9 protein-coding genes are annotated in these 24,330 nt (G+C 74.9%); 1 reads left to right on the forward strand and 8 read right to left on the reverse strand.

The genetic code is table 11. From position 1 onward, the window contains the following. Window positions 1-12: 12 nt before the first annotated feature. The 5 genes from ACFWPT_RS28385 to ACFWPT_RS28405 form a co-directional block, all read right to left on the reverse strand. Window positions 13-7,125: an amino acid adenylation domain-containing protein gene (locus tag ACFWPT_RS28385; RefSeq protein ID WP_380485233.1), complete on the reverse strand. Its 7,113-nt coding sequence runs from the start codon at window positions 7,123-7,125 to the stop codon at window positions 13-15. Between the two features lie 158 nt (window positions 7,126-7,283). Continuing rightward, window positions 7,284-16,850, reverse strand: coding sequence for an amino acid adenylation domain-containing protein (locus ACFWPT_RS28390; protein ID WP_380485236.1), 9,567 nt, complete (start codon window positions 16,848-16,850; stop codon window positions 7,284-7,286). Window positions 16,851-17,039: 189 nt separating this feature from the next. Continuing rightward, window positions 17,040-17,252 (reverse strand): MbtH family protein, encoded by a 213-nt coding sequence (locus ACFWPT_RS28395; protein WP_063349684.1) that lies wholly within the window; start codon window positions 17,250-17,252, stop codon window positions 17,040-17,042. A gap of 61 nt (window positions 17,253-17,313) precedes the next feature. Further along, a complete protein-coding gene (locus ACFWPT_RS28400; protein ID WP_380374146.1) occupies window positions 17,314-17,442 on the reverse strand; it encodes a hypothetical protein in 129 nt (42 codons plus the stop codon). A 365-nt stretch (window positions 17,443-17,807) separates the two neighbouring features. After that, complete coding sequence (locus tag ACFWPT_RS28405) at window positions 17,808-19,052, reverse strand: IS256 family transposase (RefSeq protein WP_380374144.1); 1,245 nt, start codon at window positions 19,050-19,052, stop codon at window positions 17,808-17,810. 338 nt (window positions 19,053-19,390) lie between these two features. Between ACFWPT_RS28405 and ACFWPT_RS28410 the strand changes: the two genes are divergently transcribed. After that, window positions 19,391-20,374: a helix-turn-helix transcriptional regulator gene (locus ACFWPT_RS28410; RefSeq protein ID WP_363374037.1), complete on the forward strand. Its 984-nt coding sequence runs from the start codon at window positions 19,391-19,393 to the stop codon at window positions 20,372-20,374. A 60-nt stretch (window positions 20,375-20,434) separates the two neighbouring features. On the opposite strand, the gene ACFWPT_RS28415 is transcribed toward ACFWPT_RS28410, so the two are convergent. The 3 genes from ACFWPT_RS28415 to ACFWPT_RS28425 are packed head-to-tail and all read right to left on the reverse strand — an operon-like array spanning window position 20,435 to window position 24,170. After that, the gene (locus ACFWPT_RS28415; RefSeq protein ID WP_380485239.1) at window positions 20,435-22,957 is read right to left on the reverse strand and encodes an ABC transporter permease; all 2,523 of its coding nucleotides are present in this window, start codon (window positions 22,955-22,957) and stop codon (window positions 20,435-20,437) included. Then, window positions 22,954-23,634, reverse strand: a complete 681-nt coding sequence (locus tag ACFWPT_RS28420) for an ABC transporter ATP-binding protein (protein WP_380485241.1) — start codon at window positions 23,632-23,634, stop codon at window positions 22,954-22,956. Before ACFWPT_RS28420 ends, ACFWPT_RS28415 begins: the two co-directional genes overlap by 4 nt. 2 nt (window positions 23,635-23,636) lie before the next feature. Next, the gene (locus ACFWPT_RS28425; RefSeq protein WP_363374032.1) at window positions 23,637-24,170 is read right to left on the reverse strand and encodes a PadR family transcriptional regulator; all 534 of its coding nucleotides are present in this window, start codon (window positions 24,168-24,170) and stop codon (window positions 23,637-23,639) included. Window positions 24,171-24,330: the final 160 nt, after the last annotated feature.

The raw sequence follows: 24,330 nt of genomic DNA on the forward strand, positions 1-24,330 counted from the left end.
GAGGCCGGTCGGTCAGGAGGCCGGTCGGGCGGTCAGACGGGCGGCGAGCACCGGGCCGATGACGGCGAGCGCCTCGGGGCCCGTCATGGCGCCGTGGGTGCTCGGCACCTCGTGGACGTCGATCCGGCCGCCCACGTGGGGGCGCCAGCCGTCCGGGTCGGGGGCGTCGGCCGGGCGGTCCTTGGCGGCGGTGAAGACCACCGCGTCGCCGTCGTAGCCGGGCAGCGGGAGCGTGTGCGCCAGCTCGGCGTTGGCCTGGAAGACCGCGACCACCCGGGCCACCGCGGCGCCGCTGAGGCCCGCGAGCGGGCCCTCGCCGTGCCGGACCAGCTCGGCGTAGCCGTCCTCGTCCTCGGGCCAGGCGCCGATCTCCCCGGCCGGGTGGCCGAGCGAGTCGAGGATCACCGCCAGCTGCGCCGGGTCGTCCCGCCACTGCTCGGGCCCGGCCTCGCCGGCGCCCGGGTAGGCGTCCAGCAGGGCCAGCAGTTGGACCTCCTCGCCCTGGTCGCGCAGCAGCGCGGCGATCGCGTGGGCGACGGCCCCGCCGAAGGACCAGCCGAGCAGGGCGTACGGGCCCTCGGGGCGGACGGCGCGGATCTGCGCGAGGTAGTCGCGCGCCAACTCCGCGACGGAGGAAGGGCGGTGGCTCGGATCGGCCAGGCCCGGGGCCTGGAGGCCGTAGATCGGCTGCTCGGCGTCGAGGTGGCGCAGCAGCCCCGTGTACACCCAGCTGATGCCCGCGGCCGGGTGGACGCAGAACAGCGGCGGGCGCGAGCCCCGGGTGCGGATCGGCAGCAGGACGGGGAAGCTCTCGGCGCCCGGCCCCCGGGCGAGCCGCTCGGCGAGCCCGGCGACGGTCGGCGCCTCGAACACGGTGCGGACCCCGATCCCCTCGCCCGCGCCGACCAGCTCCCGCAGCCCCGCGACCAGCCGGGCGGCCAGCAGCGAGTGCCCGCCCAGCTCGAAGAAGTTGTCGTCCACGCCGACCCGTTCGAGCCCGAGCACGTCGGCGAACAGCCCGCAGAGCACCTCCTCCTGCGGCGTGCCGGGCGCCCGCCCGGCGCCGGGCCAGGCGGCGGTGTCGGGGGCGGGGAGGGCGCGGCGGTCGACCTTGCCGTTGGCGGTGAGGGGGAGGGCGTCCAGGGCCACGACGGCGGAGGGCACCATGTAGTCGGGCAGGGTCGCGCCGACGTGGGCCCGCAGGAGGGCCTGGTCGACCGTCTGGCCGGGCCGGGCCACGGCGTAGCCGACCAGGCGCCGGTCGCCGGGGCGGTCCTCGCGGACCAGGACGAAGGCCTGGGCGAGGGAGGGGTGCCGGACGAGGGCGGCCTCGATCTCGCCGGGTTCGATGCGGAACCCGCGGACCTTGACCTGGTGGTCGGTGCGGCCGAGGTACTCCAGGGAGCCGTCGGCCCGGCGGCGGACGAGGTCGCCGGTGCGGTACATCCGGCTGCCGGGGGCGCCGTACGGGTTGGCGACGAAGCGCTCGGCGGTCAGGCCGGGCCGGTTGAGGTAGCCCCTGGCCAGGCCGGCGCCCGCGAGGTAGAGCTCGCCGACGACCCCGGCGGGGACGGGCCGCAGGGCGGCGTCGAGGACGTGCAGCCGGGTGTTCAGGATGGGCCGGCCCAGCGGCGGTGCGATCCGGCCGGACAGCGGGGTGGTCATGCTGGCGCAGACGGTGGACTCCGTCGGCCCGTAGGCGTTGACCATCCGCAGGCGGGCGGACCAGTGCTCGACGAGGTCGGGCGGGCAGGCCTCCCCGGCGACGGCCAGGGTCTCGACGGGCGCGAGCGCGTCGGGGGGCAGGACGGCCAGGGCGGTGGGCGGCAGGGTGACGTGGGTGACGCCCTGCTCGGCGATCAGTTCGGCCAGGGCCGGGCCGGGCAGCAGTTGGTCGGCGGTGCCGAGGACGGCGCGGGCACCGGTGAGCAGGGCCATGCTGAGCTCGGCGACGGCGGCGTCGAAGGAGGGGGAGGCGAACAGCAGGACGCGGCTGTCGGGGGTGGGCGCGAGACTCTCGCGCTGGCTCTCGATCAGGGAGGCGAGGCCGGTGTGGGGGACGACGACGCCCTTGGGGCGGCCGGTGGAGCCGGAGGTGTAGATGACGTACGCGGCGGCGTCGGGGGCGGTTTCGGCGTCGGTTTCGGCGTCCGTGAGGTTGTGTGTGGGGTGGCCGGAGGTGTCGAGGTCCTCGACCAGCAGGCGCGGGACGGCGCTGTCGGTCGGCAGACCGGCGGCCACCGTACCGGTGGTGAGGACCAGGACGGGGGCGGCGTCGGCGAGCATGTAGGCGATGCGGTCGGCCGGGTAGCGCGGGTCGAGCGGGAGGAAGGCCGCGCCGGCCTTGAGGACGGCGAGCTGGGCGACGATGAGCTCGGTCGAGCGGTCCAGGGCGATCGCGACGAACCGCTCGGGGCCCGCGCCGTGTGCGGTGAGCAGCCGGGCGAGGCGGTTGGCGCGTCCGTTCAGCTCGGCGTAGGTGAGCTGCTCGGCGCCGAAGGCGAGGGCGACGGCGTCGGGGCGGGCGGCGGCCTGGGCCTGGAAGAGCGCCGGGAAGGTGGCGGGGGCGACGGGGTGGTCGGTGTCGTTCGAGGCCGTGATCAGCTGCCGGCGCTCCTCCGGGGCCAGGATCTCCACCTGGCCCACCCGCTGGTCCGGGTCGGCCAGCACCGCGCGCAGGGCGCGCTCGAACCGTGCGGCCGTCGCCGCCGCCGTGGCCCGGTCGAACAGGTCGACGGCGTACTCGACCGACAGCTCCAGCCCGGCGGGGGCGCCGTCGCGATCGAAGGTCTCGCCGAAGGCGAAGGTCAGGTCGAACTTGGCGAGGTCCGAATCCAGTGCCTCGACCCGGCCCGGCAGGCCGCCGAGGCGGATCTGTCCGGCGTCGCCGCCCGAGGTCAGCATCACCTGGCAGAGCGGGTGCCGGGCCGTCGAGCGCGCCGGGTTGAGCAGCTCGACCAGGCGCTCGAAGGGCACGTCCTGGTGCCCGAAGGCGTCCAGGGTGCCGATCCGGACGCGCTCCAGCAGCTCCCGGAAGCTCGGGTCGCCGGACGTGTCGGTGCGCAGCACCAGGGTGTTGACGAAGAAGCCGACCAGGTCGTCGAGGGCTTCGTCGGTGCGCCCGGCGACGACGGTGCCGATCGGCAGGTCGGTGCCCGCGCCCAGGCGGCCCAGCGTGGTGGCGAGTGCCGCCTGCATCACCATGAACACGCTGGCCCGGCTCTGCTGCGCCAACTCGACCAGGGCGCCGTGGAGTTCGCTGTCCAGGTGCAGTTCCACCGCTGCGCCCCGGCGGGTCGGTGCGGTCGGGCGGGGGCGGTCGTAGGGGAGCGCAAGCTCTTCGGGGAGGCCGGACAGCGTCTGCTGCCAGTGGGCGAGTTGTTCGGTGAGCAGGGTGGTGGGCTGCTGGGGGGTGCCGAGGAGTTCGTGCTGCCAGAGGGCGTAGTCGGCGTACTGCACGGGGAGTGGCTGCCACTGCGGTGCGGTGTTGGCGAGGCGGGCGTCGTAGGCGGTGGAGAGGTCGCGCAGGAGCGGGGCGACGGACCAGCCGTCGGTGGCGATGTGGTGCATGAGGACGAGCAGGACGTGTTCGTCGTGCGGGAGGGAGAGCAGCGTCGCGCGGACGGGCAGGTCGTGGGCGAGGTCGAAGACCGCCCCGCCGGCCTCGGCCAGGGCGGCCTGGAGCTCGGTCTCGGTGGCCACCGACACGGTGTGCAGCGGGAGTTCGGGGCGCTCGACGATCAGCTGGTGCGGCTGGCCGTCGGTGGCCGGGTAGACGGTGCGCAGCACCTCGTGGCGGTCGAGGACGTCCGTCAGCGCCGCCTGGAGGGCGGGGGCGTCGATCCGGCCGGTCAGGCGCACCGCGCACGGGGTGTTGTAGAGCGCGCTCGGGCCCTCGAACTGCTCGATGAACCACAGGCGTTGCTGCGCCGGGGAGAGCGGGATGCGCTCGGGCCGGTCGACGGGCCGCAGGGTCGGGCGGGCCGTGCCGGAGGCGGGCAGGACGGCGGCCAGGGCGGCGACCGTGGGAGCGTCGAACAGGGCCCGGATGGGCAGTTCGGTGCTGAGGGTGGCGCGGATGCGGCTGACCAGCTTGGTGGCGAGCAGCGAGTGGCCGCCGAGGTCGAAGAAGCGGTCGTCGATGGTGACGGTGGTGAGTCCGAGGACGTCGGCGAAGAGTGCGCAGAGGGTTTGTTCGGTGGTGTTGCGGGGGGCGCGGCCTTCGGTGGTGCCGGTGTAGTCGGGGGCGGGGAGGGCGCGGCGGTCGACCTTGCCGTTGGCGGTGACGGGGAGGGTGTCGAGGATGACGACGGCGGCGGGGAGCATGTAGCTGGGGAGGGTGTCGGTGACGGCGGCGCGCAGTTCGCCGGCGGTGACGGTGTCCGCGCCTGTGCTGGCGAGGGTGGTGTAGACGACGAGGCGTTTGTCGCCGGGCTGGTCTTCGCGGACGTGGGCGAGGGCTTGCCCGACGGCGGGGTGGGCGGTGAACGCGGCCTCGACTTCGCCGAGTTCGATGCGGAAGCCGCGGATCTTGACCTGGTCGTCGGCGCGGCCGAGGAATTCCAGGATGCCGTCGGTGGTCCAGCGGGCGAGGTCGCCGGTGCGGTACATCCGCTCGCCGGGCGGGCCGTAGGGGCAGGCGACGAAGCGTTCGGCGGTGAGGGAGGGGCGGCCGGTGTAGCCGCGGGCGAGTCCGGCGCCGGCGATGTACAGCTCGCCTGCCACGCCGGCGGGTACGGGCTGCAGTGCGGTGTCGAGCACGTACGTCCGGGTGTTGGCCAGCGGGCGGCCGATCGGCACCACGTTCGGGACCGCCGAGGAGGGGGTCATGGTGAAGGTGGTCTTGATGGCCGTCGTCTCGGTGGGCGCGTAGACCGCGACGACGGAGGTGTCCGGGCACGCCTGGAACAGCCGGCGGACGGCCTCGGGCGGGACGACGTCGCCGCCGGTCCACACCTGCCGGACGGCCCGGAAGGCCTCCGGCGTCTCCTCGGCCATCAGCCGCAGCAGGCCCGAGGGCGCCTGGACCAGGGTCACCCGGTGGGTGGTGATGGTCTCGGCGAGGCGCCGGATGTCCAGCTCGCCGGGCTCGGCCAGCACGATCGCCCCGCCGGTGACGAGCGGTGCCCAGATCTCGGTGGTGGAGGCGTCGAAGGCGGTGGGCGAGTGCAGCAGGACGCGCTCGTGGTGGCCCGTGCGGAAGTGCTGGTTGCCCAGCAGGTCCACCACGTTGCGGTGGGTGACGGCGACGCCCTTGGGCAGGCCGGTCGAGCCCGAGGTGTACATCACGTAGACCAGCTGGCCGGGGTGCACGGGCACGGCCGGGTCGCCCGCCTCGGGGGCCGTGGCGAGCAGCGCGTCGGTGACTTCGACGGTGGCGAAGCCGCCGGTGGCGAGGACCGGATGCCCGTGGTGGGCCGGGTCGGTGAGCAGCAGGCCGGTGCGGGTGTCGGTGAGGATGTGCTGGAGCCGGTCCAGCGGGTAGCGGTCGTCCAGCGGGACGTACGTGCCGCCCGCCTTGGCGATCGCGAGGACGGCCGTGAGCAGCCCGGCGGAGCGCTCCATCAGCACCGCCACCGGCTGTTCGGTGGTCAGGCCGCGCGCCAGCAGCAGGGCGGCGAGGCGGTTGGCGCGGCCGTTCAGCTCGGCGTAGCTGAGCTGTTCGGCGTCGGTGATCAGGGCGGGGGCGTCGGGGGTGGCGGCGGCCTGGGCCTCGAACAGCCGGGGCAGGCTGGTGTCGGGCACCGGGGCCGTCGGTCCGTTCCAGCCGGTGAGCAGGTGCTCGCGTTCGGCCGGGTCGAGGATCTCGATGCTGCCGATCGGGGCGTCCGGGTCGGCGGCGACGGCGCGCAGGATGCGCAGCAGCCGCTCGGCGAGGGCGGTCGCGGTGGCGTGGTCGAAGAGGTCGGCCGCGTAGTCGACGGCGCCGCGGACACCGAGGCAGTCGCCGTCCGCCGTGAGGTGCTCGACGAAGTTGAAGTTCAGGTCGAACTGGGCCTGGGCCTCGCCGGCCTCGACCGGCCGGGCCGTCACCGGGCCGAAGGCGAGATCGCCGGCCCGCTCCGTGTTCAGGGTGACGAGCGACTGGAAGAGGGGGTGGCCGGCGGTGCGGGTGGGGTTGAGGTGTTCGACCAGGCGCTCGAAGGGGATGTCCTGGTGGTCGTAGGCGTCGAGGTCGGTGCGGCGGACGCGGTCCAGCAGTTCCCGGAAGCTCGGGTTGCCGCTGGTGTCGGTGCGCAGCAGCAGGGTGTTGACGAAGAAGCCGACCAGGTCGTCGAGGGCTTCGTCGGTGCGCCCGGCGACGACGGTGCCGATCGGCAGGTCGGTGCCCGTACCGAGGCGGGTGTAGAGGGCGGCGACGGCGGCTTGCAGGGCCATGAAGAGGCTGGCGTTCTGCGTGCCGGCCAACTCGGCCAGCGCGGTGTGCAGTTCGACGTCGAGTTCCAGCTCCGCGGCGCCGCCCCGGCGGGTGGGCGCGGTCGGGCGGGGGCGGTCGTAGGGGAGCGCAAGCTCCTCGGGGAGGCCGGACAACGCCTGCTGCCAGTAGGCGAGTTGCAGGGAGACGACGCTCTCGGGGTCGTCCTCCTCGCCGAGCAGCTCGCGCTGCCAGAGGGTGTAGTCGGCGTACTGCACCGGCAGCGGCTCCCACTGCGGCTCGGTGCCGGCGAGCCGGGCCTCGTAGGCGGTGGCGAGGTCGCCGAAGAGCGGGGCGACGGACCAGCCGTCGCTGGCGATGTGGTGCGTCAGCAGCAGCAGGACGTGCTCGCCCGGCGAGGGGAGGGCGTACAGCCAGGCGCGGACGGGGAGATCGGCGGCGAGGTCGAAGACCTGCCCGGCGTCCTCGCGCAGCCGCTCGGACAGCTCGGCCTCGTCGGCCACCGGCACCCGGTGCAGCGGCGGGCGCCCCTGGTCGAGGATGTGCTGGTGAGGCTGGCCGTCGGTGGTCGGGAAGACGGTGCGCAGCACCTCGTGCCGGGCCACCACGTCCCACAGCGCGCCTTCGAGGGCGGCGGCGTCGAGCTCGCCGGTCAGCCGGAGGGCGAACGGCGTGTTGTAGAGGGCGCTCGGGCCCTCGAACTGCTCGATGAACCAGAGCCGCTGCTGGGCGAACGACAACGGGATCAAGGTCTGCCTCCGACTGGCGACTTACGGGTGCTGTGACTGCTGGGGCTGGTATGGCTGGTGGGGTTCGGCGGTCGCGGGACGCGGCGGGCCGCGCCGCCGGCCGGGCCGGCGGCGGGCGCGCGTCCTGCGGTGGACGGGGCCGCGAGGTGGGCGGCAGGTCAGGCCGGGCCGCCCGGGCGGCGCATCGGCCGCAGGGCCGGGCGGGCCTTCTTCGGCGCGGCCTTCTGTTCGCGCTCGGGCAGGACGGCGGCCAGGGCGGCGACCGTGGGGGAGTCGAACAGGGTGCGGATCGGCAGCTCCGTACCGAGGGCGGCGCGGATGCGGCTGACCAGCCTGGTGGCGAGCAGCGAGTGGCCGCCGAGGTCGAAGAAGCGGTCGTCGATGGTGACGGTGGTGAGTCCGAGGACGTCGGCGAAGAGCGCGCAGAGGGTTTGTTCGGTGGTGTTGCGGGGGGCGCGGCCTTCGGTGGTGCCGGTGTAGTCGGGGGCGGGGAGGGCGCGGCGGTCGACCTTGCCGTTGGCGGTGACGGGGAGGGTGTCGAGGATGACGACGGCGGCGGGGAGCATGTAGCTGGGGAGGGTGTCGGCGACGGCTGCGCGCAGTTCGCCGGCGGTGACGGTGTCCGCGCCTGTGCTGGCGAGGGTGGTGTAGACGACGAGGCGTTTGTCGCCGGGCTGGTCTTCGCGGACGTGGGCGAGGGCTTGCCCGACGGCGGGGTGGGCGGTGAACGCGGCCTCGACTTCGCCGAGTTCGATGCGGAAGCCGCGGATCTTGACCTGGTCGTCGGCGCGGCCGAGGAATTCCAGGATGCCGTCGGTGGTCCAGCGGGCGAGGTCGCCGGTGCGGTACATCCGCTCACCGGGCTGGCCGTAGGGGCAGGCGACGAAGCGTTCGGCGGTGAGGGAGGGGCGGCCGGTGTAGCCGCGGGCGAGTCCGGCGCCGGCGATGTACAGCTCGCCTGCCACGCCGGCGGGTACGGGCTGCAGCGCGGTGTCGAGCACGTACGTCCGGGTGTTGGCCAGCGGACGGCCGATCGGCACCACGTTCGGGACCGCCGAGGAGGTCGGCATCGGGAACTGGGTCGCGCACAGGGTCGTCTCGGTCGGCCCGTAAAGCGCTCGCACCGCGATGCCCGGGACGGCCTCCAGCACCCGGCGGACGGCCGGGGCGGAGACGACGTCCCCGCCGGTCAGCACCTCGCGCACGCCGGTGAAGATGCCCGGGTCCTCCTCCGCGATGACGCGGAACAGCCCGGCGGTGACGTGCACGTGGGTGAGCCCGTGCGCCCGGACCAGCTCGCGGATGGCGGAGGCGTCCAGGTCGCCCTGCGGCGCGACGACCACCTGGCCGCCGGAGAGCAGCGGCGCCCACAGTTCGTAGGTCGAGGCGTCGAAGGCGTGCGGCGCGTGGAAGAGCACCCGCAGCCCGTCGGGGTGGTGCCAGCACGGGTCCGTCGCGAGCTGCACCACGTCCCGGTGGGTGATGGCGATGCCCTTGGGCATCCCGGTGGATCCGGAGGTGAACATCACGTACGCGAGCTGCTCCGGGTGGAGCCCGGCGGGCTGGGCGCGCCGCCTGCGCGGGCCGTCGAACCAGCCCTCGGTGAGCGGCAGGACGGGGCAGGGGGCGTCGGTGGCCAGCGGGTGGCCCTGGTGCGCGGGATCGACCAGGACGAGCGCCGCCCGCGTCTCGGCGGTGATCTGCCGCAGCCGCTCGGCGGGGTGCCGGTCGTCCAGCGGGACGTAGGTGCCGCCGGCCTTGGCCACCGCCAGGATCGCCGTCACCAGGTCGGCGGAGCGGTCCATCAGCAGGATCACCGGGGTGTCGGCGCCGACGCCCGCCTCGGCGAGGTGGGCCGCCAAGTGTTCGGCCCGGGAGTCGAGTTCGGCGTAGCTGAGCTGTTCGGCGCCGGTGATCAGGGCGGGGGCGTCGGGGGTGGCGGCGGCCTGGGCCTCGAACAGCTGCGGCAGGGTGGCCTCGGGAACCGGTGCCGCTGGTCCGTTCCAGCCGGTGAGCAGGTGCTCGCGTTCGGCCGGGTCGAGGATCTCGATGCTGCCGATCGGGGCGTCCGGGTCGGCGGCGACGGCGCGCAGGACGCGGAGCAGCCGCTCGGCGAGGGCGGTGACGGTGGCGTGGTCGAAGAGGTCGGCCGCGTACTCGACCGCCACCGACAGGCCCGCCTGGGAGCCCTGTTCGGTGAAGCGGAAGGACAGGTCGAACTTGGCCACGTCCAGCTCGAAGGGGTGGTCCGCGCAGGCCAGGTCGCCGAAGGCGGCGGGCACCGCCGGGCCGCTCTCCAGGGCGATCAGCGACTGGAAGAGGGGGTGGCGGGTGGTGCGCGGGGGGTTGAGGTGTTCGACCAGGCGCTCGAAGGGGAGGTCCTGGTGGTCGTAGGCGTCGAGGTCGGCGCGGCGGACGCGGTCCAGCAGTTCCCGGAAGGTGGGGTTGCCGGTGGTGTCGGTGCGCAGCAGCAGGGTGTTGACGAAGAAGCCGACCAGGTCGTCGAGGGCTTCGTCGGTGCGTCCGGCGACGGGGGTGCCGAGCGGGAGGTCGGTGCCCGCGCCGAGGCGGGTGTAGAGGGCGGCGACGGCGGCTTGCAGGGCCATGAACAGGCTGGCGTTCTGCGCGGCGGCCAACTCGGCCAGGGCGGTGTGCAGTTCGGCGCCGACCTCGAACTCGGCGGCGCCGCCCCGGTGGCTGGGCGTGGTCGGGCGGGGGCGGTCGTAGGGGAGTGCCAGCTCTTCCGGGAGGCCGGACAGCGTCTGCTGCCAGTGGGCGAGTTGTTCGGTGAGCAGGGTGGTGGGCTGCTCTGGGGTGCCGAGGAGTTCGTGCTGCCAGAGGGCGTAGTCGGCGTACTGCACCGGCATCGGCTGCCACTGCGGTGCGGTGCCGGTGAGCCGGGCGTCGTAGGCGGTGGAGAGGTCGCGGAGGAGGGGGGCGACGGACCAGCCGTCGGTGGCGATGTGGTGCATGAGGACGAGCAGGACGTGTTCGTCGTGCGGGAGGGAGAGCAGCGTCGCGCGGACGGGCAGGTCGTGGGCGAGGTCGAAGACCTCCCCGCCGGCCTCGGCCAGGGCGGCCCGGAGCGCCGCCTCGGTGGCCACGGGTATGGTCCGCAGGATCGACTCGGGGGCCTCGGCGACCAGTTGGTGCGGCTGGCCGTCGGTGGTCGGGAAGACGGTGCGCAGCACCTCGTGCCGGGCCACCACGTCCCGCAGCGCGCCGTCCAGCGCGGGGCGGTCGAGGGCGCCGGTCAGCCGGAGGGCGACGGGCGTGTTGTAGAGCGCGCTCGGTCCCTCGAACTGCTCGATGAACCACAGGCGTTGCTGCGCGGAGGACAGCGGGACGCGCTCCGGCCGGGTGACGGGCCGCAGGGCCGGGCGGGCCGCGCCGGAGGCGGGCAGGGCGGCGGCCAGGGCGGCCACCGTCGGGTGGTCGAAGAGCGCGCGGATCGGCAGCTCCGTGCCGAGGGCGGTGCGGACGCGGCTGACCAGCTTGGTGGCGAGCAGCGAGTGGCCGCCCAGGTCGAAGAAGCTGTCGTCGATGCCGACCGAGGCCAACCCGAGGACCTCGGCGAAGAGTTCGCAGAGCGCCTGCTCGGTTTCGGTGCGCGGGGCCCGGCCGGCGGCGGCGCCGCTGTAGTCGGGGGCGGGCAGGGCGCGGCGGTCGACCTTGCCGTTGGGGGTGACGGGCAGCGCGTCGAGGGTGACGATCGCGGCGGGCACCATGTAGCCGGGCAGGCGGTCGGCGACGAAGGCGCGCAGTTCGTCGGGCCGGACGGGGCCCGTGACGTAGGCGACCAGGCGTTTGTCGCCCGGCTGGTCCTGGCGGACCACGGCGACGGCCTGGCCGACGGCCGGGTGGGCGGTGAACGCGGCCTCCACCTCGCCGAGTTCGATCCGGAAGCCGCGCAGCTTGACCTGGTCGTCGGCGCGGCCGACGAACTCCAGTTCGCCCGTGGTGGTCCAGCGCACCACGTCGCCGGTGCGGTACATCCGGCCGCCGGGCTCGCCGAAGGGGCAGGCCACGAACCGCTCGGCGGTCAGGCCGGCGCGGCCGACGTAGCCCCGGGCCAGCCCGGCGCCCGCGACGTACAGCTCACCGGCGACGCCGACGGGGACCGGGCGCAGCCCGGCGTCCAGCGCGTACACCCGGGTGTTGGGCAGCGGCCGCCCGATCGGCACGGCGGCCGGGACCTCGGCGGCGGTGGCCATCGGGTGGCGGGTCGCGAAGGTCGTGGTCTCCGTCGGCCCGTAGCCGTTCACCACCCGCAGGCCGGGGCAGTGCTCCAGCACCCGCCGGATGGCGGCCGGCGAGACGATGTCCCCGCCCGTCCACACCTCGCGCAGCCCGGCGAAGGTCTCCGGGGCCTCGGCGGCCAGCACGTTGAAGAGCCCGACCGTCATCCAGGCGGCGCCGACCCGCCCCCGGCCGATCGCGGTCGCCAGCTCGGCGACGCCGAGCCGCCCGGCCGGGGCGACCACCACGCGGCCGCCGGAGAGCAGCGGCACCCAGAGCTCGTAGGTGGAGGCGTCGAAGGCGACGGGGGAGTGCAGCAGGACGCGCTCGTGGCCGCCGCCCGCGAACGCCCCGCCGAGCGCGAGGTCGACCACGGACCGGTGGGTGACGCCGATGCCCTTGGGCACGCCGGTCGAGCCGGAGGTGTGCATCACGTACGCCAACTGGTCGGCGCTCAGCGGGAGTCCGAGGTTCCCGGCGGTGTCTTCGTCCTCGGGGTCTCGTGCGCCCTCGGGGTCGAGCACGTCCAGTCCGGTCAGCGCGGGGTGTGCCCGGTGGGCGGTGTCGGCCAGCGCCAGCCGGGCCCCGGAGTCCGCGAGGACGGCCCGCAGGCGCTCGGCCGGCTGCGCGCCGTCCAGCGGCACGAAGGCGCCGCCGGCCTTGAGCACGGCCAGGATCGCCACCACCAGGGCGGCCGAGCGCTCCATCAGCAGCGCGACGGGGGTCTCCGGGCGGACCCCGGCCTCGACCAGCCGAACGGCCAACCCGTTGGCCCGCGCGTTGAGTTCGGCGTAGGTCAGCTCGACGTCGTCGGCGGTGAGCGCGACCGCGTCGGGCGTCGCGGCGGCCCGTGCCTCGAACAGCTCGGGCAGTGCGGCCTCCGGCAGTGGCGCGGTGGCGCCGGCCCCGCCGGTCAGCAGCCGCTCGCGCTCCTCCTCGGTCAACACCTGGACGGCACCGACGAGTTCGGCCGGGTCGGCGACGATCCGGTCGAGCAGGGCGAGGAAGCGGTCCAGCAGGGTGCGCGCCTCGGCGGGGGTGAAGGCGTCGGGCCGGTGGTCCAGGCGCAGTTGGAGGCCGTCGCCGGGGGTGAGGGCCAGCAGCAGCGGGTAGTGCGCGCTGTCGACGTCCTCGACCAGGGTGACGTGGGTGGCGCCGCTCGGGTCGGCCTCGTCCAGGGCGGACGGGTCCGGGTAGTTGCCGTACACCGTGACGGTGTCGAACAGGCTGCCCACTCCGGCGAGTTGCTGGATCTCGGTGAGGCTGAGGTGCTGGTGGTCCAGCAGCGCGGACTGCTCGTGCTGGAGACGCAGCAGCAGCTGCCCCCAGCTCTCGGCCGGGTCGAGGGTGACGCGCACCGGCACGGTGTTGATGAGCAGGCCCACCATCCGCTCCACGCCCGGCAGGTCGTGCGGCCGGCCGGAGACGGTGGTGCCGAAGAGCACGTCCTCGCGCCCGGTGAGCCGGGCCAGCAGCACGCCCCAGGCGGCCTGGACGAGGGTGTTGAGGGTGACGCCGTAGCGGCGGGCGGTGCGGGCCAGCGCCTCGGTGGCCGCCGGGGTGAGGCCGGTGTGCAGGCGCAGCGGCAGCTGCGGGGCGGCGGCGGAGCGGCCGGGGGCCAGCAGGGTGGGCTCGTCGGCGCCCGCCAGGGCCCGGGCCCAGGCGGCGCGGGCGGCGGCGCCGTCGCGCCGGGTGAGCCAGCGCAGGTACTCGCGGTAGGGGGCGGCCGGGGGCATCGGCTGCTGGAAGTACAGGCCCCACAGCTCCTCGGCGAACAGCGGGGTGGACCAGCCGTCCAGCAGGATGTGGTGCGCGGCGGCGATCAGCTGGTGGCGCCCGGGGGCGAGGGTGAGCAGGGTGTAGCGCAGCAGCGGCGGCCGGGCGAGGTCGAAGCGGCGGCCGTACTCGGCGGCGGCGATCCGCGCGGCCTCGGCCTTCGGGTCGGCGTGCGCCGTCAGGTCGATGGCGGTGAAGGGCAGTTCGACGCCGTCCGGTACGGCCTGCACGGGCGGGCCGTCGGGGCGCTGGTGGAAGCCGGCCTTGAGGTTGGGGTGGCGCAGCAGCAGCGCCTCGGCGGCGGCGCGCAGCCGGTCGGCGTCCACCGGGCCGGTGAGGTCGAAGGTGCAGACGGAGGTGTAGACGTCGGCGCCGTCGGTGTCGTACGCCGCGTGGAAGGCCATGCCCTGCTGGAGCGGCGAGGTGGGCCAGACGTCCACCAGGCGGGCGGGGGCGTGGTGTCCGGCGAGCTGGTCCAGTTCGGACTGGCCGAGCGTGACGAGCGGGAAGTCGGAGGGGGTGTGTCCGCCCGCGTCCGGCCGGTCGGCGTGCTCGGCGAGCGCGCGCAGCGCGGTGAACCACGCCTCGGCGAGCGCGGCCACGCGCTCCTCGGCGAGCAGCCCGGTGGCGTAGGACCACTGGGCGACCAGCAGCGGGCCCTGCGGGGTGTCGACGGTGGTGGCGTCCAGGCCGAGCACCCGGCCGAGCGCGAGGCCGGTCGCGGCGCCCTCGCTCATCGCCTCGGTGCCGGCGAGCACGTCCTCGGCGGTGACGCCCTCCGGCGCGAAGCGGCCCAGGTAGTTGAACTCGACCTGCGGATCGGTGTACCCCTCCAGTACGGCGGCGGTGGCCGGGTTGAGGTGGCGCAGCAGGCCGTAGCCGATGCCGTTGTCCGGGACGGCGCGCAGCTGCTCCTTGACCTGGCCGAGGGCCCGGCCGAGCCCGGGGCCGGCCGCGGTGACCTCGGACCAGGGCAGCGCCCCGGGGGCGAGCCGGACGGGGTAGAGGGAGGTGAACCAGCCGGCGGTGCGGTGCAGGTCGACGCCGTCGACGACCTCCTCGCGGCCGTGGCCCTCGGCGGTCACCAGCACGGCGCCGTCCGGACCGGTGGTCGCCGCGCCGCGCCAGTGGCCGAGGGCGAGCGCCAGCGCGGTCAGCAGCACGTCGTTGACCTGCGCGTGGTAGGCGGCCGTGACCCGGGTCAGCAGCGCCTGGGTGGTCTCGGCGGGCAGTACGAGCCGCAGGACGCCCTCGGTGGCGTAGGTGTCCCGGGCCGGGTCGAGGGGGCGCGCGCCGAGCAGCGGGTCCGGGGTGGCCAGGGCGGCCTCCCAGAGCGGGAGTTCGGCGGCCCGGCGGTCGGTCCCGGCCTCGGCGGTGAGCCGCTGGGCCCAGCGGCGGAAGGAGGTGGGCACCGGCGCCAGCGCCACGGCCCGGCCCTCGCGGGCGGCGGCGAGCGCGGCGAGCAGGTCCTCCTCGACGATGCGCCAGGTGACGCCGTCCACCGCCAGGTGGTGGATCACGAGCAGGAGCTGCGGGGGCAGGCCCGGCCCGGCGTCGAACCGGACGGCCTGGAGCATCCGGCCGTCCTCGGGCGAGAGGCGTTCGCGGGCGGCCTCGGTCTCGGCGCGCAGCGCCTCCTCGGTGGCCGGGCCCGCGACGTGCCGCAGCGCGGCCCCGGCGGGGACGGCGCCGGGGGCGGGGACGTGCAGCGTCCAGGGGCGCTCGGCGAGCGGGGAGGTGCGGGCGCGGAAGACGTCGTGGTGGTCGAGCAGCGCCTGGAGGGCCGTGGCCACGTGCTCGGGCCCGCTCCCGGCGGGGAGGGTGAGCAGGGTGGACTGGTAGAAGCTCTCGACGGCGCCGTGCTGCGCGGCCAGCCAGTGCACGATGGGCGTCGGCGGCACCTCGCCGAGGCCGGCCCCGGCGGGTTCGGCGACGACCGGCCCCTCCAGCGGTCGGGCGATCCGGGCCAGCGCCTCGACGGTCGGCGAGAGGAACACCTCGCGGGGGGTGAGCTGCAGCCCGGCGTGCCGGGCCCGGGAGACGAGCCGGATGGCCACGATGGAGTCGCCGCCGAGCTCGAAGAAGGAGTCCGTGACGCCCACCGCGGGCAGGCCCAGCACCTCGGCGAAGAGCCGGGCGAGGGTGTGCTCCAGTTCCCCGGCGGGGGCCCGGCCGCCCTCCTCGGCGGCGGCGAAGACCGGCGCCGGCAGGGCGCGCTTGTCCACCTTGCCGTTGGGCGTGAGCGGCAGCCGGTCGAGCACCACGACGGTGGGCACCATGTGGTCGGGCAGCCGCTCGGCGCAGTACGCGCGCAGCTCGGCCGGGTCGGCGGCGCCGACGGTGTAGCCGACCAGGCGGCGCTCGCCCGGGCGGTCCTCGCGGACCAGCACCACGGCCTGGCGCACCTCGGGGTGGGCGGAGAGGGCCTGCTCGACCTCGCCGAGCTCCACCCGGAAGCCGCGGATCTTCACCTGGTCGTCGGCCCGGCCGACGAAGTCCAGCTGCCCGTCCGGCCGTTGGCTGCCGAGGTCGCCGGTGCGGTACATCCGGTCGCCGGGTTCGCCGAAGGGGCAGGCGACGAAGCGCTCGGCGGTCAGGCCGGGGCGCCCGAGGTAGCCCCGGGCCAGGTGCGGGCCGGAGACGTACAGCTCGCCCACGGTGCCCGGCTCGACCGGGCGCAGCCGCTCGTCCAGCACGTGGATGCGCACGTCCTGGCAGGGGTGGCCGATCGGGGGCTGCTCCTCGCCGGTGAGCGGCTCGCTCATGGTGACGATGACGGTGGTCTCGGTCGGGCCGTAGCTGTTGAGCATCAGGCGGTCGCGGCCGCAGCGGGCGGCCAGTTCGCGCGGGATGGCCTCGCCGCCGCCGATCAGGGTGCGCAGGGAGGGCAGCGGCACGTCCGGCAGGGTGGCCGCCATCGCGGTGGCGATGTCGGCGTGGGTGACGCCGTACTGCTCGATCAGCGCGGCCAGCGGCTCGCCGACCAGCTGGCTCTGCTCGCGGGGGAGCACCAGGGCGGCGCCGGTGGAGAGCGCCACGGCCAGGTCGGAGACGGAGACGTCGAAGCTGAGCGAGGCGGCCTGGAGCACCCGGCTGCCGGGGCCGACCCCGGTGGCGGCGACCTGCGTGTCGATCATGCTGGGCAGCCCGGTGTGGGTGACGGCCACACCCTTGGGCACACCGGTGGAGCCGGAGGTGTAGATCACGTACGCGGTGTTCCCGGCGCTCAGCGGCCGCACCCGCTCGGCGGCGGTGAAGGGGGTGCCGGCCTGGGCGGCCAGCTCGGCGAGGTGCCCGGGGGAGTCGAGCAGCAGCCGGGGGGCGTCGGTCTCGGGCAGCTGGGCGGCGGCCTCGGCGGTGGTGAGCACCAGGGCGGCGCGGGAGTCGGTCAGCATGTGGCGCAGCCGCTCGGCGGGGTAGGCCGGGTCGGCGGGCAGCCAGGCGGCGCCGGTCTTGGCCACGGCGAGGATCGCGGCGACGGCCTCGGGGGACTTCGGCAGGGCGAGCGCGACGATGTCCTCGGTGCCCAGGCCGCGGGCGGCGAGCACCCGGGCCAGCCGGTTGGCGCGGGCGTCCAGCTCGGCGTACGTGAGGGTGGTGCCCTCGGCGTACAGGGCGGGGGCCTGCGGGGTGCGGGACGTCTGGGCGTCGACCAGCGCGGTCAGGGTCGGCCGCTGGTCGGCTCTGTGCGTCTGCTGGACCCCGGACATGTGGCTCTCTCCCTCGTACGGCTGGCCCCCGCGGTGGCGGGAACGGCTTGCTCGGTGACCTTCGGGGCGGTCGGCCCGGGCGGTCGATGGAGCGGCGGTGCGGTGGCGTGGTGGCGTGGTTCTGGCTGTTCTGGCTGTTCTGGTGGTGCGGTGGTGCGGTGGTGCGGTTTCGGCGCTGGGCTGCCGCGGTCAGTGGCCGGACTGCTGGGCGAGCAGGCTCTTCGGCCGCAGGTCCTGCCAGTGCTGTTCGACGTAGTCGAGGCAGTCCTGTCGGCCGGCGGCGCCGAAGGCCTGCTGCCAGCCGTCGGGCACCGGGCTGAAGGCCGGCCACAGCGAGTGCTGGCCCTCGTCGTTCACCAGGACGAGGTAGCTGGCGTCGGGGTCCTCGAACGGGTTCGCCATCGTCGGTTTCCTCTTTGTTCGGAGAAATTTCGGGGAGGGGGGAATTACGCCGGAGCGCGGCTCACGGACCCCAGCCGGAGTCGGCGTTGGGCGCCGAGACGAGGGCGGCGGCGGCCAGGGGCGAGTGCGGGTCGGCGCTGCTCTGGACGCCCAGTCCGGCGACCAGCAGAACGGCGAGAATCCCGAGCATATGGTGAATGCGAACGGCAAGATTCTTCATCGTTAATTCCTTTTTCCGAGGGGGCGGTCGGCCCTCTTCGCTCGGAAATTCATCCTGCCGAGGCTCAAACGGGGGTGGAAGCTCTGGCCATGATCGGGAACACGCATTGCGGGAACCGGAAGCCCGAACAGACCATGTCAAAAACAGACAGATCTGATCCAAAGAGCGCCTGGCACTGTCAGATCAGTGGTGGGAACCGGTCACTGGCGAGGGTTTCGGTCAAACCACTCCCCCGGCGCGTCGGCGAGGGAGGCCCCGGCCCCGGCCTCCGGAAGCTGCCGAAGCTGCCGCGGGGGCGGGGGTTACGGAGCGTCAGTGCGGGAGGTGATGGAGCGTCAGCAGTGCGATCCCCGGCGCAGTTCCTCGCGGACGGCGGGCCAGTCGTCGGTCCACGTCCGCCCCGCCGAGGCGGGCGACTCCAGGGCGATCGTCGCCAGGTAGGCGCGCTTGAGCGCGGCCCGCTCGTCCTGCACCCGGCCCGAGGCCTGCTCGATCCGGCGCAGCCGGGCGTGCAGCCGCTCCAGCGCGCCCCCGCCCGCGAGCAGACGCCGCGCTTCGGGGCCGAAGCGGAAGCCGGCGGCGAGCAGCGGCCAGGCCGACCGCCACACCCGGAACACCTCGCGGTGGCCCGGACCCCACTCCCGCTCGGCCCGGGACAGCCGCGCCATCGCCGCCCGCTCGGTGGGCGCGGCACAGATCTCGCGCAGCGTCCGCGCGAGCGCACCCCAGTCCTCGCCGGGCGCGTGCCGCAGCGCGGCGTGCAACAGGTGGGCCATCGAGCCGTGCACCACGGTGCGCGGCCACCGCGCGGCCACCGCCTCGGCCAGGCCCCCGCCGGTGTCGCCGACCAGTACCCAGACCTCGCGCACCCCGCGCTCGGCGAGCTCGGCCAGCACCTGCGGCCAGTGCTCCCCGTCCGTGGCCGGCCACAGGCCCAGGACCTCGCGCCGGCCGTCGGTGGAGATCCCGAGCGCCAGGTGCACCAGCGGGCCGCCCGAGCGGCCGCTGCGCACCGCGTCGAGGAAGACCACCGGGTAGACGGGGTCGAGCGGGCACCGGCGCCGCTCGTCGAGCTCGTCGAGCACCTGGTCGGTGATGGCGGAGACGGTCTCCCGGCTGAGCTCCACGCCGTACACCTCGGCCAGGTGCGCCACCAGCTCGCCCGAGCTGAGGCCGCGCGCGGTGAGCGAGATGACCAGCCGGTCGAGGCCGGGCAGTCGGCGGGCCCGGGGGCGGACGGCCCGGGGGGTGAAGCTGCCCTGGCGGTCCCGGGGCACCCGCACCTCGACCGGGCCGACCTCGGTGAGCAGCCGTCTGGCCCGGGCGCCGTTGCGGACGTTGGCGCCGGGGTCGGTGCCGGGTTCGGCCCCGCGCAGGTGCTCCTGGAGTTCGAGTTCCAGGGCGTGCTCGATCAGCTGCTTGGCGAGCGTCTGGAACAGCCCGCCGTCGCCCAGCAGCCGGATCGCGCCGGAGCCGACCTGCTCGGCGGCGGCCTCCGCCAGCTGCCGCACCAGCCGCTGGTCCACCAGCTCGGCCAGGTCCACGGGCGGGACCGCCGGGCCGGGATCAGCTCGCAACAAGGGGTGCCCTCCGTCTGTCGGCCGTTCCGTCCGCCGACCGTCCGCCCCGGCCGCCCTGACGGGGCGACAGGCGCGACACGGCGGCCATCCGCCTGTCACCGCGGCCGGGTACGGTCGGGTCCGCCACTGCCGCGGTCGGCTCCCCCGCCTCCGGGCGCGCTCGGCTTCGCCGTCGGCCGCTGATTTCCGCGCCACTTGGGCGTACACTCACGGCAGTCAGAGCCCGGGGGGACGGCTTCCGACCGACAGGTGATTTCCATCCTGCCATTTCAGACGCCTGGCGGTGGCCGGTACGGGCATTCGTGAAACCGCAATGCCGAAGCCGGAAGGATGCCCAGATGTGCCTATCCCAGGACAACAGCGCGGGAATGGGGACACCGCAGCTCTGTGACCGGGGGGTCGAGTTCTACCGGGTGGCGCTGGCCGAGGGCTGCGCCGCCGGAGACGCCCCCGAGTGCCTGCTCGCGATGGGCCTGCTGCGCTCCGTACCCGGCTCCGGCGAGCGGCTGACCCCCGTCCCGCCCGACATCGCGGCCACCGGCCTGACCCGGCCGCTCGAACTCGCCGTGCTGGGCCACCAGGAGCGGCTCGCCGAGCTGCGCACCGCCTTCACCGCCGCCGACCGCGCCTACCAGGACGTCATGCGCCGGGCCCAGCTGCCGGTCCGCCTCCTGACGGGCGAGGAGATCAACCCCGCGCTGGAGAAGGCCGTCGCCGCCTGCACCGAGGAACTGCGCACCGCCCAGCCCGGCGGCGGCCGCAGCCCCGAGCACCTCGCGGACGCCCTCCCGCGCGACCTCGCCCTCGCCGGGCGCGGCGTGCGCCAGCGCACCCTCTACCAGCACACCGTGCGCGCGCACGGCCCGACGCTGGCCTACATCGAGCAGGTCACCGCCCAGGGCGCCCGGATACGCACCCTGAACGAGGTGTTCGACCGGGTGATCATCTGCGACCGCTCCACCGCCTTCGTCCCGGCCGCGGCCGACCGCGAGGCCGCCGCGATGCTCATCCAGTTCCCACCGCTGGTCGAGTACCTGCTCAAGATCTACGAGTTGATGTGGGAACGCGCCGAACCGGTCACCTACCTGGAGGGCCGCCACCGCCCCCAACTGCTCACCGACCGCACCCGCCAGAACGTCCTGCGCCTGATGGTCAACGGCTACACCGACGAGGCCATCGCCTCCCGCCTCGGCATGAGCACCCGTACGGTCTCCAGCCACATCCAGAAGGCCAGCGAACTCCTCGGCAGCCGCAGCCGCGGCCACCTCGGCTACATCATCGCCCGCGAGGGCGTCCTGGACGAACCCCTCGACGACCTGTGACCGACACCGGTGGCCGTTGCCGTCGCCGTCGCCTGGTGGGACGGCCCCCGGTGGCCGGTGCTACTCGTAGCGCAGTTCGCCGGGCCGCATCAGGCGCAGGAGCTGCGGCAGGCCGAGCGCGGTCGTGAGGAGGACGGCGCCGGCGGCGATCGCGGACATGGCCAGCATGGAGCCCCAGTCGAGGGCGAAGGGCAGGCCCGCCGTGTACTGCAGGACGGCTCCCATCAGCAGGCCGCCGACAGTGGCCAGCAGCATGCCCAGGGCCATCGGGACGAGGTTCTGCCACAGCACCGACAGGCCCAGGATCCGGCGGCGGGTGCCGACGGCGTTCAGCACGCCGAGGATGCGGCGCTGCTCCCGGAACCGCTCCAACTGGCCGACCAGCAGGCTGAGGGCGACCAGCAGCAGGGTGACGGCGGAGCCGGCGGTGAGCAGGCGTTTGACGGCGAGGTAGGTCGGGTCGACGGCGCGGTCGAGGGGGGACCCGGCGAAGCCCTGCGGGTCGATCGCCATGACGGCGGTCGCGAGTTGCTCCTTCGGGTCCGGCAGGCCGGGGGCCATCGCGACCAGGACGGTCGCGGGCTGGCCGCGCAGTGCGGCGGCCGGGGCGGCGGCCGGGGTGAGGAGCAGCAGGCCGGAGCCGAGCCGCCCGTTGGGGTCGGCGCCTTCGACGGGCTCGACGGTGGCCGTCACCGCGGGCAGCGGCCAGGACGGCGGCTCGCCGGCACCGTGGAAGTAGGCGGCGTGGACGGGCGTGCCGGGCCTGGTCTCGGCGGCGGCGTCCGTGCCGCGGTTCGTTCCGGTGCTCGTGCCGGTGTTCGTTCCGTCGTTCGTTCCGGTGTTCGCTCCGGTGCTCGTGCCGCCGCCCGGTCGGATGGTCCGGCCCTGGACGGCGAAGGCGTCACCGTCCTTGCAGTCGGGCAGGGTGGCGAAGCCGCGCAGCACGGCGCAGCCGGCGATCCGGACGCCGGGCAGCTCCCAGGACTTGGCGGTGGGGGTCTCCAGGGCGAACTCGGTGTAGGCGGCGGTGGCCTGCACCCCGGGGGAGTGCGCCAGCCGCTCGGCGAGCAGGTCGGCCTGCGGTCCGCCGCCGGGGAAGGACACCGACTGCTGGTACGGCCCGACCGCGGCGCGGGGGCCGGGGCGGTCCTCGTAGCTCGCGCTGACGCCGAGGAAGAGCGTCTGCAGGGCGATCGCCCCGGCGACGGCGACGACCACGCCGCTGACCGCGGCCGAGGCGGGTCCCGAGCTCAACTGGAGCCTTCGGATGGCGAGTTGCCAGGACACGCCGCCGCCGGAGTGCCGGGTGGCGGCCTCCACCAGCCAGGGCAGCAGGGTGCAGACGCCCACCAGCATCAGCAGCACGCCGACCGCGACCAGCAGTGAACCGCGAGTGTCCTGAACGGAGTTGAAGACGGCGGTGCGCCCCATCCCGGACGGGTTGTACTGCGTGGGCAGCGCCAGCGCGAGCGCCGTCAGGGCGAGACCGGCCAGCGGCAGCGCCAGCCGCCACCCGATCCGGCGCCGGCCGGGACCGGACCGGCGGACCACGCCGAGCGGGTCGACGGTGACCCGGCGCATCGCCAGCAGGGTCACGCCGACGCCGAGGAGCGGCACGACCACGGCGATCGCGGCGGCGATGGCGGGGTGCGGCGCGATGTCCTCGGGGTAGAAGCTGAAGCCCGCGAGCCGCAGGCGGCCGGTCAGCTGCCGGCCGAGCAGGAACAGCGCCGCGCCCGCGACCAGGCCCAGCACCGCGCCGACCAGGGACTCCCCGGCGGCGAACCGGGCGGTCATCCGGCGGTCCGCGCCGACCAGGCGCAGCGCGGCGAGCCTGCGGTCGCGCCGTTCGCCGCCGAAGCGGGCGGCGGCGGCGAGGAAGACGCCGACCGGGGCGAGCATCACGGTCAGGCCGACGGCGTTGAGCAGGATCAGCCGGGGGTCCATCGGCTTGGGCGGCGAGAAGTGGCCGTACGAGGTGATGCGGTCGGCTCCGGCGTCCAGCGAGAGCCGGTCGCTGCCGAGCAGGTAGCCGGCCTGGCCGGGGCCGAGCAGACCGGCCGGGCCGATGCCGCCGACCACCGGGTAGGGGAGGCGGTCGCGCAGCAGCTGGTTGGCCGGGTCCTTCAGGAGCTCGGCCAGGGTGGGCGAGACGACCATCCGCCCCGGCGGCGGGTACGCGGCCACTCCGGGCGGGAGCGCCGCGTCCGGGCCCTCGGGCTGGACGACCCGTCCACGGATCGGGGTGCCCCGGAAGGCGGTGTCGGCGGTGGCGATGAGGACCGTCCGGTCGCCGGGCGTGGGCAGGTCCTCGTCGCGGAAGGTGTCGTTCTGCACGTACAGGCGCTCGTTGCGGTGCTGGACGATGCCGGGGAAGGAGGCGGTGAACAGCAGCAGGGCCACCCCCAGGCCGACACCGCAGGCGGTGAGCAGCAGCCGGCCCCAGCCGTCCCGCCCGTTGGTGAGGGCCAGGCGCACGCCGAGGCCGAGCTGGTCCAGGAACGGCGAGCGGACCCGGTCGGCGGCGGGGGTGCTCGCGTCGGGGCTGCTCACGCCGGGGCCGCTCGTGGTGGAACTGCTCATATCGCGCCCGCCAGGTCGCGGGTGCGGCCGTCGCGGACGACGATCTCGCGATCGGCGTAGGCGGCGACCCTGACCTCGTGGGTGACCAGGACGACGGCGGCGCCGGTCTCCCGGGCGGCCAGGGTGAGCAGCTTCATCACCCGCTCGCCGTTGAGGGAGTCGAGCGCGCCGGTCGGCTCGTCGGCGAAGACCGCCCTGGGCCCGGTGATCAGGGCCCGCGCGGCGCCGACCCGTTGGCCCTGGCCGCCGGAGACCTCGCCGGGGCGCTTGGCGGCCACGTCGTCCACCTCCAGGCGCTCCAGCCATTCGCGGGCCCGGGCCTCGGCGGCCCGGCGGCGCAGTCCGTTGAGGCGCAGCGGGAGCGCGACGTTGTCCAGGCAGGAGAGTTCCGGGACGAGCTGGCCGAACTGGAACAGGAAGCCGAACTCGGTGCGCCGCAGGGCGCTCAGCTCGGCGTCGGAGCAGGCGGTGAGGTCGCGTTCCCGGTAGCGGAGGCGGCCGCTGTCGGGCCGGGTGATCCCGGCGAGGCAGTGCAGCAGGGTGGACTTGCCGGAGCCCGACGGGCCCATCACGGCGACGAGTTCGCCGGCCGCGACGGTGAGCGAGGCTCCGCCGAGCGCCGGGGTGAGCCCGAAGTTCTTGTGCAGGTCGTGGGCGGCGAGCAGGGGTTCGGGCATGGTCAACGCTGGGACTCCGTGATGCGGGCGGCGAGTTCGTCCAGGCGGGCGGCGGTGAGCTCCAGCCAGCGCAGGTCGGCTTCCAGGTGGAACAGAGCGTGGTCGCAGATCAGCTGGTCGGTGAGGTCCCCGGTGAGCTTGCGGCGGGTCAGCTCCCGCATCTCCTTGAGGTGTTCGGCCCGCTGCGCGTCCAGGACGTCGGCGCCGGAGCGGCCGGTCAGGAGGGCGAGCACGACCTTCTGGTAGAGCGTGCTCTGCAGGTACGGCTGCGGGCTCTCCGGGTGCGCGAGCCAGTTGGCGAGGTCGGTGACCCCGGCGTCGGTGATCGCGTACCGCTTGCGCTCCGGGCCGTCGCCGGCCTCGACCCCGTCGACCACCACCAGCCCGTTCTTCAGCAGCCGGGAGAGCGTCGCGTACACCTGCCCGTAGTGCAGGCCGCGGTCGCGCCCGAAGTGCTCGTCGTGGAGGCGTTTGATGTCGTATCCGTGGCGGGGCTGGGTCTCCAGCAAGCCGAGGAACAGCTGTCCGAGTGACATGCTCCGGGACTATACAGGCCATGTATACACACAGGTGTATAGCGGGTCCCCTGGGGGCCCGGCCGGCGCCGCCGACACGGCCGCGGCCTCCCCGAGCGTGGCTCGGGGAGGCCGCAGTGGTTAGGTGCCCTGGTCGTTCAGGCTTCCGTGGGCACCCGGT

Source organism: Kitasatospora sp. NPDC058478 (assembly GCF_042720345.1).
Taxonomy (GTDB): domain Bacteria; phylum Actinomycetota; class Actinomycetes; order Streptomycetales; family Streptomycetaceae; genus Kitasatospora.